This is a genomic window from Alcaligenes sp. 1735tsa3 (assembly GCF_024134565.1).
In the GTDB taxonomy this organism is placed as follows: Bacteria; Pseudomonadota; Gammaproteobacteria; order Burkholderiales; family Burkholderiaceae_B; genus Alcaligenes; species Alcaligenes phenolicus.
This window is the reverse complement of sequence record NZ_CP099862.1, coordinates 2,856,405-2,869,802: the sequence shown is the minus strand read 5'-3', so window position 1 is coordinate 2,869,802 and position 13,398 is coordinate 2,856,405. Positions and strand designations below refer to the sequence as shown.

Below are 13,398 nucleotides of genomic sequence, written 5' to 3'. Positions count from 1 at the left end.
CCTGTGGGGAGGATGTGCTTGGAAAGCGGTGCTTTCCGGATGGTCGCTATTGTGTACCGGGATGCCGGGATAAGGGTTGATTCAGGCAGCGCTTGTCAGGTTTTTATCACTCTCGTAAAATTGTTGACTAGGCAATAATTGCATGGTCAATGGAAATGGTAAACGTATCGGAAACAGCACAAAAGACGCCGGGGCGGGTCTTGTCAGTCACAGAATCCATACTGGCGATGATGGGGCTGTGCTTTGTGGTGATGTTGGTGGCAATTGATCAGACCGTGGTCGGGACAGCCTTGCCCACCATTGTCTCCGAGCTGCATGGTTTTGAACTGTATGCCTGGGTGGCAACGGCGTATTTGCTGACTTCAGTGATTACCGTGCCTATCTTTGGCCGTCTGGGAGATTTTTATGGACGCCGCCGCTTTGTGCTGGTGTCCATCGTTTTGTTTACCCTGGCTTCCGTGCTCTGCGGCATGGCGCAAAGCATGTTGCAGCTGGTACTGGCACGTGCCTTGCAAGGAGTTGCGGGGGGCATGCTGGTGGGGACCGCATTTGCCTGTGTGCCTGATCTGTTTCCTGACCCCCGTGTGCGTTTGCGCTGGCAAGTCATGCTGAGCGCTTCCTTTGGGATTGCGAACGGGATAGGGCCCTTTCTGGGCGGAATTCTGACCGAGCACTATGGCTGGCGCTCCGTGTTTTATGTGAATCTGCCCGTGGGTTTGTTAAGCCTGTATTTTGTCTATCGCTATTTGCCGCAGATCCGTCATTTTCGTCAAACCCAGGTCCGCATGGATTACTTGGGTGCTTTCTTGTTGATGGTCGGTTTGGCCTGTATCCAGTTGCTGGTAGAGTTGCTGCCGCAATATGGGGGCAGCTATTTAATGGTTTTGCTTGGCCTGTGCAGTGTGGCCGCTTTTGTTCTGCTGGTGGCCTGGGAGCGACGGGTGGCAGAACCTTTGCTGCCCCTGGTCTTGTTCAGTAGCCCAGCCCAATTCTCTTTGCTGGTTCTGTCTGCGGGCTTGGGCTTTATTCTGTTTGGTCTCTTGTTCTATGCGCCCTTGTTGTTGCAAGGGGGGTATGGCCTGCGACCACAAACCGCCGGTTTGTTGATCACACCCTTGGTCGTGTTCATTACGGTGGGCAGTATCATTAATGGCCGTACGATTACACGCCTGCGTCGTCCTACCTTGATGCTGTATCTGGGCCTGGTGCTGTTGACGATCGCCTGCCTGGGTATGGTGTTCATCAAGAAGACCGATCCGCACTGGCATTTTGTGATCTATGCCACTATTGCTGGCACCGGGGTCGGTTGCATCATGCCCAATCTGACGGTATTTGCGCAGGAAATTGTGGAACGCTCCATGCTGGGCATTGCCACGGCCATGCTACAGTCCATGCGCATGGTGGGTGGCATGTTGGGTACTGCTGTGGTCGGAACCCTGATCAATTATCAGTATGGGGAGGCCATCCGCACGCAATTGGCGGCTTTGCCCACAAGCCTGGTCAACTCCCTGCAAGATCCGCAAGTTCTGATGAGTGTGAGTCAGCAGACGCAGTTTCTGGAGCAGGCCGGGCAGGAAGGGCAGGTGTATCTGGGCTTGGCCCGCGACGCCCTGGCACATGCCGTCAATATGGGGATGGCCGTGACCTTGCTGCTGATAATTTGGTGTTTTTATTGGGTACGCAAAGTGCCACCGATACGTTTTAATCGTCAAGAACAGTCTTGAACATGATGAATGAATTTCCGCAACTTCAAGCGGCTCAGCAGCTGGGGCGCACGTATCGCAGCCTGATGGCGGCATTTGATCAGCAGTTGGGGATGCCCTTGCCACGCTGGCGTATCCTGATTTCCTTGTACCAGGAAGAGGGTAGTCTGTCTCAAAAGCAGTTGGTGCGTCTGCTGCGCATTGATCCGGCTGCGGTGACACGGCAGCTTAAAAGCATCGAGTCCCTGGGGCTGGTCGAGCGTTTCACGGATGAGCAGGACAACCGGCTGACCAATGTGCGTCTAAGCCCCGCTGGCCGCGAGCTGGTGGAAGCCACCTTGCCCCGGCGTCGTCGTCTGGTGGAAGCCATGCTGCAAGACTTCTCTGATCAGGATCTGAATCAGTTGATCACCTTGCTGGGCAACTGGGAAAGCGCCTTGTTGAAAGCGGCCGACAAAGATTTACTTTGAGACGTATCGGTACTTTTTGTATTTACAGAGACGCCGCCTAGTCTCGGAATTTCTGGTGATAATAAACACGTGCCGGTTTCGATCAGGATGAAGGCAGGGTCTTGAATCCAGGCTTTTTTCCAGCTTTCGGGACCAGACATGGCACGGCTGTGTCATGGGCAGGTACAATCCTGTTTTAGCAGGAGGGCAGGGGGCGCTGATTGCACTATAGCTGTCGCGCTTGCTGATCTTTTCAACTTCCAGGCTAGGCGCCTTTTCAAGCTGATTTTCACATCGACTTACGGCGATATGCCCGGCAGCAGGATTGTTTAACTTATCTAGCTTAATGCTACTTCAGGCAGGACTGTCAAAATCATGAGTGCAATCGTAGATATTATTGGCCGCGAGATTCTGGACTCCCGTGGTAATCCAACGGTGGAGTGTGATGTATTGCTCGAATCGGGCGCTATGGGGCGTGCCTCCGTTCCATCTGGTGCATCCACTGGCGCTCGCGAAGCGTTGGAGCTGCGTGATGGTGACAAGAGCCGTTACCTGGGCAAAGGTGTTTTGCGCGCTGTCGAGAACCTGAACACAGAAATCTCCGAAGCCTTGATGGGCTTGGATGCTCAAGAACAAACCTTTATCGATCGTACCCTGATCGAGCTGGACGGCACCGAAGACAAGAGCCGCCTGGGCGCTAACGCCATGCTGGCTGCCAGTATGGCTGTGGCCCGTGCCGCTGCTGATGATTCGGGTCTGTCCCTGTACCGCTACTTCGGTGGCAGTGGTGCCATGGCCATGCCCGTGCCGATGATGAACGTCATCAACGGTGGTGCACACGCCAACAACACCCTGGATCTGCAAGAATTCATGATCATGCCCGTGGGTGCCAAGAGCTTCCGCGAATCGCTGCGCATGGGTGCAGAAGTATTCCACACCCTGAAAGGCCTGATCCACGATCAAGGCATGTCTACCGCTGTGGGCGACGAGGGTGGTTTTGCTCCTAACGTGGCCAACCACGAAGCCGCTATCGAACTGATCCTGCGCGCTATCGAACAAGCTGGCTACGAACCCGGCACCCAGATCGCTCTGGCCCTGGACTGCGCCGCTTCCGAGTTCTACCGCGACGGCAAATATCACCTGGCTGGCGAAGGCGGCGTGTCCCTGAGCTCGCAAGACTTTGCCAATCTGTTGGCCAACTGGTGCGACAAGTACCCCATCATCTCCATTGAAGATGGTATGGCCGAAGACGATTGGGATGGCTGGCGCATTCTGAGCCAGCAATTGGGCGACAAGATCCAGTTGGTTGGTGACGATTTGTTTGTAACCAACACCAAGATCCTGAAGAAGGGCATCGAGCTGGGTATCGGCAACTCCATTCTGATCAAGATCAACCAGATCGGCACCCTGACCGAAACCTTTGCTGCCATCGAAATGGCCAAGCGCGCTGGTTACACCGCCGTGATTTCGCACCGTTCGGGTGAAACCGAAGACTCCACGATTGCGGACATCGCTGTGGCAACGAACGCCATGCAGATCAAAACAGGCTCCCTGTCCCGTTCCGATCGCATGTCCAAGTACAACCAGTTGTTGCGTATTGAAGAAGAATTGGCAGAAGTTGCTACCTTCCCAGGTCGCGAAGCGTTCTATAATCTGCGCTAATTCTGTTTGATGAACCGGGTCGGAAGACCCGGTTCTTATATCGCCATGCGCCTTATCGTCCTGCTTCTGCTGTGCCTGACCCTGGTAACCCATTACGCTTTATGGTGGGGCAAAGGCGGTTGGCTGGATGTACGGCAAATGCAGACCAAGCTGGTTGCGCAAAAAGAAACCAATGAAGCCCTGACGGCGCGTAATAACGCCTTGCTGGCCGAGGTTCAGGATTTACGCTCGGGTACCCACGCAGTCGAAGAGCGCGCCCGTAGCGAGTTTGGCATGATGCGTGAAGGCGAGATCTTTGTGCAAATCGTGCCTCCCGGTGGTTCGGCTGCCACGACAAGCAGCCCACGTTAAGAAGTAGCGCGCAAGGCGCTGCTGGAACGGCTGATCAGCCAGTTCCTTTCTGATAATTCTTCTTTTTTCCCTTATTGCTGTCCCGACTACGGCCACAACTGCTGATTGCGGCGACTGTACGTCTGTTTCCCGCTTGGGGCAGGAATGCGTTGATCGCGTCCTATGCTGCCGCCGCCCGCCGCCCGCCACCCGCTCTGACTGGCTCGGCGATTAGTAGCAAGCAGGGTTTGGAGGTGAGTAGTCAGCTCCTCCTGAGTCTGGTGTGGGGGCGGCAGGCCCTGGAGAAGGGGAAGCATCACCTGATCCTTGAGCAGGGCCATCCCATGATGGCAGACGGCCATCCCCGTCCGTTGATGGCGGTTCTGCTAGCTCCAGGTCTGTGGACCAGCCTGTTTGGGAAACTGGCAAGGCAAGCTCGTTTTCAGTCTGCTGGGCATAGACGACCCGACCGTCAGCCAAGTCATCCCACTGCACGGCATTGGACTGCATAGGGTGTCTGATTTCCAGGCGTAGCCAGACCGCTGCCGAACCTGAAGGGCCAGGCATGCTGGCAGCAAGCTTGGGTAGCAGGCGAAGCAAGGAAAGAGGGCCCGGCTTATGGGCATAGAGCAGGTACAAGTGCAATGTGTTGGCCTGGTAGATGCTGGGGCCGCCGTGGCTGGCTTGATCCGCTTGTTGTGCCTGCCAGCCCTGGGTAATGCTTGTACGCCCCTCATGAAGCCGGGAAGGCCTACCATGCAGCATAAAAGCCTGTGGCGAGGGCGACAGGATCTGGATCTGCCATTGATCGTGCAGTGGCACTTTGGCAGCAGCCAGTGTTTGGCTGAATGCCAGGGCAATGGTTTCAGGCCGGGCATGCTGCACACTGGCCTGGCGAGCCGCCTGTAACAGGCCGTGCTGCAGGCGTACGCGCAAGGAGTACAGCGTCAGCACGTCCAGCACCAGCCAGCTCAGCAGGATGATCGCAAGCAGGGCTCCCATGATGTGAGCGCCAGCCAAACCAGATTGAGGATGGGGTGAGGAAAAAGAATCAGCCATGATGCTGCCATCATGGCTGAGTGTCTTTTAGCTTGGTAGAAGGACTTGTGCGGGTGTAGTCCTTCGTAGCGGTTTCTGCTTAGTGCAGGGTATCGTCACCAGGCTGGGTATCGCCCTTGTCGACAAACAGGGACGCGCAGTCAATTGCATCGTACTGGTAGGGCTTGCCGCAGAAGTTGCAGGACACATTGATGGTGTCTTGTTCTGCCAGCATTTGCTCGATTTCTGCCCGACCCAGCATGCGCAGCATATTGCTGACGCGTTGACGGGAACAGGGGCAATGCCAGCGCACGGACTGAGGTTCAAAGACCTGCAGGTCTTCTTCCCAGAACAGGCGATGAATCAAGGTGTCGCTATCGAGTTGCAGCAATTCTTGTGTCTGGACGGTGGAGCCCAGCGCCAGGGCGCGTTCCCAGGTGTCCAGGTTTTGCGCCAGGCTGTGGCCGCCTTGGGGCGGGATACGTTGCAGCAACAGCCCTGCACAACGGTTTTCGTCGGCGGCCAGCCACAGGTGGGTATCCAACTGCTCGGAGGTGCGCATATAGGTTTGCAGAACCTCGGCAACGGTCTCGCCTTCCAGAGGCACCACGCCTTGGTAGGGGCGGAAATCCTTGCTGCTTTGACGCGGGGCCAGCACTACGGTGAAGCGACCTTGGCCTTGCGGGTTCAGCAGGGTTTGCAAGGTGCCAGTTTGGGGCACCGGATGGTTCTCACGCAGCGACACCGTTGCGCGTATGTCCATGTCCGATGTGCATTCCACCACCAGCAAGGCGATCGGGCCGTCGCCCTGGATTTGCAAAATCAGGGAGCCGTCAAACTTGAGGTTGCCCGCCAGCAGTACCGAAGCGGCTACCAGCTCGCCCAGCAAGTCGCGGATGCAGGCAGGATAGTGCTGGTGTTCCAGACCCATTTGCCAGGCTTGCTCAAGATGAACAATTTGGGCTCGTGTGCTTTGGTCGGCGAACAAGTATTTTTTTAAAATGTCAGTCATGACTTTGCTGTACTACTAAAAAATGAAGAGGCAGCCTGCCTGCTCAGGTGGCTGCCGAAGTAACACGGGTAGGGCGCGCATCGATCAGGCGAGTCTTGCTAAGACGGTCGTGCAGGAACTGCTGGTCTTTGTCGAACCAGGTCCAGATGAAGTTCAGAAAAGGCGTAAACACGATAAGCAGGTCCGTGGACGCATAGCCTGTGTAGCCAGACAGAAGCTGAACCAGCAAAGCTCCCAGCAAGGGCAGGGGCCATAGCAGAATATAACGCAGCAGCAGGGTACGCAGGGCAGGAATCTGACCTTGCTCGTCTACCAGTCGCATATGCCAGGTTTTCATGGGCAGGGTCTGACCCACTTTGCGCCAGCACAGCACGAAATAAATCCCCAGCGCAATAAATAGAACGACCTGACGCACATGACGCAGATCCAGGCCGCTACGGCTTTGGGTCAAGGTGTCAAACAGATAGCCGGTGGTGAAAATAACGCCAAACAGCAGGATGGATTCATACATCATGCAGGCAAAGCGTCGCCAGCGGCCAGGAGTAGTGAAAGTGGGTGTCATGGTGCGTCTTGAGGCAGGGAAGACTGCCATTATCGCGTATATCGCTGCCTAACGGAATGCTGCCGGTTCGGGGCTGGAACAGAAGGCATGGAGTCGGGCGGGCCCCAGAAGGGTAGAAAAGTAATCAAGATATGGGGGGCTTGTCTCAATAAACAAGGGCCAAGCCATTTTCATGGACTTGGCCCTTGTCGCCTTGTGCAAGACGGCTTGACGCTTATTCGGCGCTGGCTGAGTCTTCGCTGGCGTCCGAGGCTGTCTCGTTATTGCGATAACTGGCCGGAACCATGTCAAAGCAGAACAGACGGCAATCCAGAGCACCGTTGTACAGCGGGTAACGACGCTTGGGCTTGAGGCGCATATGACGTGGCAGCTCCAGGTCGCTGCTGATCATGTTCACGCTCCAGTTGGCGAAGTTTTGCTTGAGGTTGCTGGCCCAGTTTGGCCAGAAGTCCTCGTCCTGATGTTCCAGGCGCTCGCCGTAAGGAGGATTGGTGACAATCCAGCCGGCTTCCGTTTCTGGACGAATCTTCAGGGCATCGCCTTGCTCGAAGCGAATCGTCTCCAGCGTCAGGTGCGAGCGTTCCAGGTTGGAACGGGCTGCATCCAGAACGGTGGGGTTGATGTCGTAGCCAATCAATGGAGTATCCAGACGAGGAGCGATCATGGAACGCGCTTCGTCTTTGATATCACGCCACAAGCGCTGGTCGTGGCAGCGCAGACGCTCGAAGTGGAAGGGACGCCAGATGCCGGGAGGCGCTCCCAAAGCCATCCAGGCGGCTTCGATCAGAATCGTGCCACTACCGCAGAAGGGGTCGATCAAAGGCTTGCTGGGGTCCCAGCCAGACAGGGCCAGCAGGCCCGCTGCCAGGTTTTCACGCAAAGGCGCATCGCCCTTGTCGTGACGCCAGCCGCGCTTGAACAGAGACTCGCCACTGGTATCCAGGTAGAAGGTGGCACTGGTCTCGTCCAGGAACAAATGCACCTTGGCATCCGGGCGTACGGTATCGATGGAAGGACGTGCGCCTTCCAGATCACGCAGGCGGTCACAAATCCCGTCTTTGGCGCGCAGATTGCAGTACTGCAAGCTTTGCATGGGGCTGCGTACGGCCGAGGTGTCGACACGCAGTGTCTGCTCGGGGCCAAACCAGCGTTCCCAGGGAGTCACCCGAGCCAGGGCCAGAATGTCTTCCTCATTGGTGACAGGAGCGTGCGAGACTTCCAGCAAAATGCGCGTAGCCAGTCGCGAGGACAGGTTGGCACGCATGACGCCGATCCAGTCCGCATCAAAGTGGCAGCCTGCACGGCCGGTTTGGACGTTCTCGTAACCTAGCGCCTGCAGTTCCAGCGACAGCGCTTCTTCCAGCCCTTGAGGGCAGGGAGCAAACAGGCGGTAGCGTTCGCCTTGCAGGGCCTTGACCTGGACGCGTTCGTTTTGCTCGATATTGCTATCGGGCAGGCGCTGACCGGGCTTGGGGGCCTGGGGGCTGTCTACACGCTGAATAGGCGAGACATACTGAGGAAAGGCATCGGAGTCACCGGCCGGGCTAAACAGCTTGCTGGGCATTTTGCCGGCAGGGGTACGCTCCGAAGATTCCTTGTCGCCCTTGAAGGCTGGACGCTCGCGGCGTTCACCCGAGAAATTGCGGCGCTCGCCTGTTTGAGGGCGGCTGTCGCGGTCACGATTGAATGCAGGGCGTTCACGACGCTCACCGGAGAACTCACGACGTTCGGCCGATTGCGGACGGCTGTCACGGTCACGGTTGAATGCAGGACGTTCGCGGCGCTCACCGGAGAACTCACGACGCTCGCCAGACTGAGGGCGGCTGTCACGGTCACGGTTGAATGCAGGACGTTCGCGGCGCTCACCGGAGAACTCACGACGCTCGCCAGACTGAGGACGGCTGTCACGATCGCGGTTGAATGCAGGACGTTCGCGGCGCTCGCCGGAGAATTCACGACGTTCACCCGATTGCGGACGGCTGTCGCGGTCACGGTTGAATGCAGGACGCTCACGGCGTTCACCGGAGAATTCACGACGTTCGCCCGATTGCGGACGGCCGTCGCGGTCACGGTTGAATGCGGGACGCTCACGGCGTTCACCGGAGAATTCACGACGTTCACCCGATTGCGGACGACTGTCACGATCACGGTTGAATGCGGGGCGTTCACGACGCTCGCCGGAGAATTCACGATGTTCGCCCGATTGGGGACGGCTGTCGCGATCGCGGTTGAATGCAGGACGCTCGCCCGAGTGGGGACGGCTGTCGCGGTCACGATTGAATGCGGGTCGTTCACGACGTTCGCCCGAGAATTCCCGACGTTCACCGGAGAACTCACGACGCTCGCCCGATTGTGGGCGGCTGTCGCGGTCACGGTTGAATGCGGGTCGTTCACGACGTTCGCCCGAGAATTCCCGGCGTTCACCGGAGAACTCACGACGCTCGCCCGATTGTGGGCGGCTGTCGCGGTCACGATTGAATGCGGGTCGTTCACTACGTTCGCCCGAGAATTCCCGACGTTCACCGGAGAACTCACGACGCTCGCCCGATTGTGGGCGGCTGTCGCGGTCACGGTTGAATGCGGGGCGTTCCCGGCGTTCGCCCGAGAATTCCCGGCGTTCACCGGAGAACTCACGACGCTCGCCCGATTGTGGGCGGCTGTCGCGGTCACGATTGAATGCGGTTCGTTCACGACGTTCGCCCGAGAATTCCCGACGTTCACCGGAGAATTCACGACGTTCCCCCGATTGCGGACGGCTGTCGCGGTCACGGTTGAATGCGGGGCGTTCACGACGCTCGCCGGAGAATTCCCGGCGTTCACCGGAGAACTCACGACGCTCGCCTGATTGTGGGCGGCTGTCGCGATCACGGTTGAATGCGGGACGCTCACGGCGTTCGCCTGAAAATTCGCGACGCTCGCCCGATTGAGGACGATCTGCGCGGTCGCGGTTGAAAGCAGGGCGCTCGCGGCGGTCCTGGTCACGTTTCTCTACGTAGGGGCGGGTCTCGCGCTTGGGGCCGCCCTGGCGGTCTTGCTGCAGGCTGGCTGCTCGTGCGCGCGCACCCGAGCGCACGCGGGGTTCCGCATTGCTGGCTTTCTTTTTAGTGCCTGGGTTCAGGCTTAGTGTCTTGCGTTCAGATTGGTCTGACATGAATAAGGTATTAGAAGGGTTTTATAACCACCAGGATGAGGACCAGCAGCAGAACGATGACCGGAATTTCATTGAACCAGCGGAAGAATACGTGTGAGCGGCTTTGTTGCCCTTGCTGGAACTGCCGCAGATAGCGTCCGCACACACCGTGAAAGGCAAACAGGATCAAGACCAGGGTCAGTTTGGCGTGCATCCAGCCCTGTCCTTTGCCTATGCCGTAATACAAAAACAATCCCAGGCCTGTCAGCAAAGTCAAAATGGCCAGAGGAGCCATAAAGCGATACAGGCGCCGGGCCATGCCCAGAAGCGTTTCATAGGTCTTGGCATCTTGCTCCTGGGCCAGATTGACATAGATGCGGGGCAAGTAGAACAGCCCTGCAAACCAGGAGGTCACAAACAAGATGTGAAATGTTTTTAGCCAAAGCATGATTTAACCACGCATTTGGCCATTGCCGTGCAAGACCCATTTGTAGGTCGTCAGGCCTTCCAGGCCGACCGGGCCACGGGCATGAAGACGGTTGGTGGAAATGCCGATTTCTGCGCCCAGGCCGTACTCGAAGCCGTCGGCAAAACAGGTAGGCAGGTTCACCATGACGGAGCTGGAGTCTACTTCGCGCTGGAAGCGTTCGGCCAGGCTCAGGTTTTCCGTCACGATGGATTCGGTGTGCTCTGAGCTGTACTGTGCGATATGGTCCATGGCCTGGTCCATGGAGTCCACAATGCGGATTGCCAGAATGGCCGCGGCAAATTCGGTTTCCCAGTCTTCCTCGGTAGCAGGGGCCACATTGGCAACCAGGGCACGGGTCTGCTCACAGCCACGCAGTTCCACCCCTTTTTCCTGCAACTGGCGGGCCATTTCTGGCAGGAAAGCGGGTGCAATGCTGCGGTGAACCAGCAAGGTTTCCATGGTGCCGCAAATACCGTAGCGGTAGGTCTTGGCGTTGAATACGATGCGGGTCGCTTTTTCCAGATCGGCAAATTCGTCCACATAGACGTGGCAGTTGCCGTCCAGGTGCTTGATCAGAGGAACCGTGGCTTCGGCGCTCAGTCGTTGGATCAGGCTCTTGCCACCACGCGGGACAATGACGTCCACGTAGTCGTTCATGGTTACGAGCAGGCCAACAGCATCGCGGTCCGTGGTGGGAACCACTTGCACGGCTTCTTTGGGCAAACCAGCACGTTCCAGGCTGCTGGAGATGATCTGCGCCAGGGCCTGGTTGGAATGAAAGGCTTCGCTACCACCGCGCAGAATCGTGGCGTTGCCCGATTTCAGGCACAGGGCAGCGGCGTCAATAGTCACATTGGGGCGCGACTCGTAAATGATGCCGATGACACCCAAAGGGACACGCATCTGAGCCACGCGCATGCCATTCGGGCGGGTACGCGAGGCGCTGATCTGGCCAACCGGATCATCCATATCGGCAATTTGACGCAGGCCGGTGGTCATGATCTCCAGGGCGCGGTCGGACAGGACCAGGCGTTCGATCATGGCCGGGGCAATCTGACGTTCACGTGCCGCTTGCAAGTCCAGCTCGTTGGCTGCTTGCAACTGGGCTTTTTGCTCAATCAGGGCATCAGCCATATAGCGCAGGGCGTCGGCCTTGGCTTTGCCTGTGGCGGCGCGCATACGACGGGCAGCAAGCTGGGCGCGCTTGCCCAAGTCTTGCATCATGGAAGACAGATCGCCGACCTGGGTGGCGGCAGAGGACTGGGTGATATCGTTCATAGCCGTGTAACTCTCCGGTTCAAGAGAGCATTATCGCAACAATTAAGAAGTTAAGGGGTATCGGACGCTTAGCGGCGGGGCGCTTGTGTCGCGACCGCGATACGCATGGTCAGGCGGCGCATTTCTTCCCACGGGTCTTGCTGACGTCCGTTGGGGTGCAGGCCTTTGATCAAACGGTCTATATCGTGTGCATGCAGAACCGAAGCGGGCCAGCTTTGAGGCGGGATACGGTCCAGGGCCTGACGAACGAGTTTTTCACGCGGGCCAAAAATGCGGTATTGGCGAAACAGGTTGGACAGGTCCTGTCCTTGCTGACGCGCTTGTGACAAGCGGGCCAAGGTACGCACTTCTTCGCCTACAGCCCACAAGACCAGGGGTAGGGCTTCGCCTTCTGCCTGCAAGCCATCAAGCACCGTCAGGGCGCGTTGACTGTGGCCTGCCAGCATGGAGTCACGCAGATCAAACACGCTGTAGCGGGCTACGTTCAGAACCGCGTTTTCCAGTTCTTCCTGGCTAAGCTGGCCAGGTGGGTAGATCAGGGCCAGTTTCTGTATTTCCTGATGGGCGGCCAGCAGGTTGCCTTCAACCTTGTCAGCCATCCATTCCAGGCTGTTGCGCTCCAGGCTTTGGTCCTGGGCTTTCAGGCGCTGGGCAATCCAGCCTGCCAGAGAGTTGCGGTTGATGGGCTGAATGTCAACCCAACAGGCCACCTGCTCCAGAGCCTGACACCATTTGCTGTTGCGTGTAGCTTTGTCCAGCCGGGGAAGTTGAATCAGAAAGCTGGTGCCATCCATTTGCCCCCCGCTGATCAGCTCGCACAGCTTTTGCAGGGCGTCGCCGCCTGGCTTGCCAGGTTTGCCGCTGGGAATATTGACATCCACCAGTTTTTGATCGCCAAACAGGGAAATGTTCTGGGCTACAGCAAACAGCTGCGACCAGTCGGCCCGTGCATCCAGGGTAAAACTGCTGCGTTCGGTAAAGCCGTCCTGGCGGGCGCGGGCGCGCACCGCATCCGCCGCTTCAACCAGCAACAGAGGCTCGTCACCGGACACCACATAAAGCGGTTGGAAAGCGGCGGTTGGCGTGGCCAGCTCGCGCAGCAAGGTGTCGTGGTCGGCCCTGCGTCCCATTCTTACAGCGGAGCCTGTTGTCGAGTGGGCAGCAGTTCCATCTCTTCCATGGAGCTGGCCTCTGGTTGGCTGCTTATGTAATGGTAGGCACTGGTGACGTCGGGCGAACTCAAGCGACGCACAATGCGATTGATCAGAGACTGTTCCATATCGCGGAAAATCATCTCGATTTCGCTATCTTTGGCTTGGACAGCCTCGGCATCGTACGGTACTTCACGAATGACGTTCAGTGTTGTGGGCGGCAGGATCACGCGGCCTTTGGCGTCCAGCAGCTCGAACACAAATGTCAGTTGCAGTTCGTACTCTTCCACCTGGCCTTTGGCGTTGATGGAGATTTCGCGTTGATTACGGCTGTGGGAGAGCTGTTGCAAGATGGCTTCAGCGTCTTGCGGGCGCTCCACAAAGCGGGTTTGCGGTGAACTGGCCGACAAGGTACGACGCAGATTCGCGCCAAACGCACTGTTGTCCGTAATGTTGGTGTAAATCGTGTCGAACGGCAGCGGGGCCACCCCTTTCAGGTGAAAGCCACACGCTGTCAGAACAACACTGAGCAGGATCATCAAGCCCGCCAGTCCCCAGAACCTGGGTGCAGGAACAGACAAGGAGCTGGAAGGAAGCAGGCGGGCTAGGTGCAT

General features: G+C 57.6%; 12 protein-coding genes. 4 read left to right on the top strand and 8 right to left on the bottom strand.

Translation table 11 applies throughout. From position 1 onward, the window contains the following. The first annotated feature begins 149 nt into the window (after window positions 1-149). The 4 genes from NIZ92_RS13380 (at window position 150) to ftsB (ending at window position 4,165) form a co-directional block, all read left to right on the top strand. The gene (locus NIZ92_RS13380) at window positions 150-1,724 is read left to right on the top strand and encodes an MFS transporter (protein ID WP_254002095.1); all 1,575 of its coding nucleotides are present in this window, start codon (window positions 150-152) and stop codon (window positions 1,722-1,724) included. A gap of 2 nt (window positions 1,725-1,726) precedes the next feature. Then, a complete protein-coding gene (locus NIZ92_RS13375) occupies window positions 1,727-2,173 on the top strand; it encodes a MarR family winged helix-turn-helix transcriptional regulator (RefSeq protein ID WP_052159446.1) in 447 nt (148 codons plus the stop codon). A 354-nt stretch (window positions 2,174-2,527) separates the two neighbouring features. Continuing rightward, a complete protein-coding gene (eno, locus tag NIZ92_RS13370; RefSeq protein ID WP_009456510.1) occupies window positions 2,528-3,814 on the top strand; it encodes a phosphopyruvate hydratase in 1,287 nt (428 codons plus the stop codon). 45 nt (window positions 3,815-3,859) lie between these two features. After that, window positions 3,860-4,165, top strand: a complete 306-nt coding sequence (ftsB, locus tag NIZ92_RS13365; protein ID WP_026483075.1) for a cell division protein FtsB — start codon at window positions 3,860-3,862, stop codon at window positions 4,163-4,165. A 210-nt stretch (window positions 4,166-4,375) separates the two neighbouring features. On the opposite strand, the gene NIZ92_RS13360 is transcribed toward ftsB, so the two are convergent. The 8 genes from NIZ92_RS13360 to lptE all read right to left on the bottom strand — a co-directional run bounded on the left by NIZ92_RS13360 (window position 4,376) and on the right by lptE (window position 13,398). Continuing rightward, window positions 4,376-5,203 (bottom strand): hypothetical protein, encoded by an 828-nt coding sequence (locus tag NIZ92_RS13360; protein ID WP_254002094.1) that lies wholly within the window; start codon window positions 5,201-5,203, stop codon window positions 4,376-4,378. Between the two features lie 79 nt (window positions 5,204-5,282). Continuing rightward, on the bottom strand, window positions 5,283-6,194 hold the full coding sequence (gene hslO, locus NIZ92_RS13355) for an Hsp33 family molecular chaperone HslO (protein ID WP_009456504.1): 912 nt from the start codon (window positions 6,192-6,194) through the stop codon (window positions 5,283-5,285). A 43-nt stretch (window positions 6,195-6,237) separates the two neighbouring features. Next, on the bottom strand, window positions 6,238-6,756 hold the full coding sequence (locus NIZ92_RS13350) for an RDD family protein (RefSeq protein WP_026483072.1): 519 nt from the start codon (window positions 6,754-6,756) through the stop codon (window positions 6,238-6,240). A gap of 214 nt (window positions 6,757-6,970) precedes the next feature. Then, the gene (locus tag NIZ92_RS13345; protein ID WP_235332513.1) at window positions 6,971-8,320 is read right to left on the bottom strand and encodes a class I SAM-dependent RNA methyltransferase; all 1,350 of its coding nucleotides are present in this window, start codon (window positions 8,318-8,320) and stop codon (window positions 6,971-6,973) included. Between the two features lie 1,597 nt (window positions 8,321-9,917). Then, a complete protein-coding gene (locus NIZ92_RS13340) occupies window positions 9,918-10,334 on the bottom strand; it encodes a CopD family protein (RefSeq protein ID WP_035272539.1) in 417 nt (138 codons plus the stop codon). 3 nt (window positions 10,335-10,337) lie between these two features. After that, window positions 10,338-11,579, bottom strand: a complete 1,242-nt coding sequence (locus NIZ92_RS13335; protein ID WP_060186929.1) for a glutamate-5-semialdehyde dehydrogenase — start codon at window positions 11,577-11,579, stop codon at window positions 10,338-10,340. Between the two features lie 122 nt (window positions 11,580-11,701). Then, on the bottom strand, window positions 11,702-12,763 hold the full coding sequence (holA, locus tag NIZ92_RS13330; protein WP_035272542.1) for a DNA polymerase III subunit delta: 1,062 nt from the start codon (window positions 12,761-12,763) through the stop codon (window positions 11,702-11,704). 2 nt (window positions 12,764-12,765) lie between these two features. Then, window positions 12,766-13,398 (bottom strand): LPS assembly lipoprotein LptE, encoded by a 633-nt coding sequence (gene lptE / locus NIZ92_RS13325; protein WP_026483068.1) that lies wholly within the window; start codon window positions 13,396-13,398, stop codon window positions 12,766-12,768.

Coding starts and splice junctions, on each gene's coding strand:
- NIZ92_RS13380 (WP_254002095.1), top strand. CDS start 150: ATGGAAATGGTAAACGTATCGGAAACAGCACAAAAGACGCCGGGGCGG.
- NIZ92_RS13375 (WP_052159446.1), top strand. CDS start 1,727: ATGATGAATGAATTTCCGCAACTTCAAGCGGCTCAGCAGCTGGGGCGC.
- eno (WP_009456510.1), top strand. CDS start 2,528: ATGAGTGCAATCGTAGATATTATTGGCCGCGAGATTCTGGACTCCCGT.
- ftsB (WP_026483075.1), top strand. CDS start 3,860: ATGCGCCTTATCGTCCTGCTTCTGCTGTGCCTGACCCTGGTAACCCAT.
- NIZ92_RS13360 (WP_254002094.1), bottom strand. CDS start 5,203: ATGGCTGATTCTTTTTCCTCACCCCATCCTCAATCTGGTTTGGCTGGC.
- hslO (WP_009456504.1), bottom strand. CDS start 6,194: ATGACTGACATTTTAAAAAAATACTTGTTCGCCGACCAAAGCACACGA.
- NIZ92_RS13350 (WP_026483072.1), bottom strand. CDS start 6,756: ATGACACCCACTTTCACTACTCCTGGCCGCTGGCGACGCTTTGCCTGC.
- NIZ92_RS13345 (WP_235332513.1), bottom strand. CDS start 8,320: ATGCCCAGCAAGCTGTTTAGCCCGGCCGGTGACTCCGATGCCTTTCCT.
- NIZ92_RS13340 (WP_035272539.1), bottom strand. CDS start 10,334: ATGCTTTGGCTAAAAACATTTCACATCTTGTTTGTGACCTCCTGGTTT.
- NIZ92_RS13335 (WP_060186929.1), bottom strand. CDS start 11,579: ATGATGCAAGACTTGGGCAAGCGCGCCCAGCTTGCTGCCCGTCGTATG.
- holA (WP_035272542.1), bottom strand. CDS start 12,763: ATGGGACGCAGGGCCGACCACGACACCTTGCTGCGCGAGCTGGCCACG.
- lptE (WP_026483068.1), bottom strand. CDS start 13,398: ATGCACCTAGCCCGCCTGCTTCCTTCCAGCTCCTTGTCTGTTCCTGCA.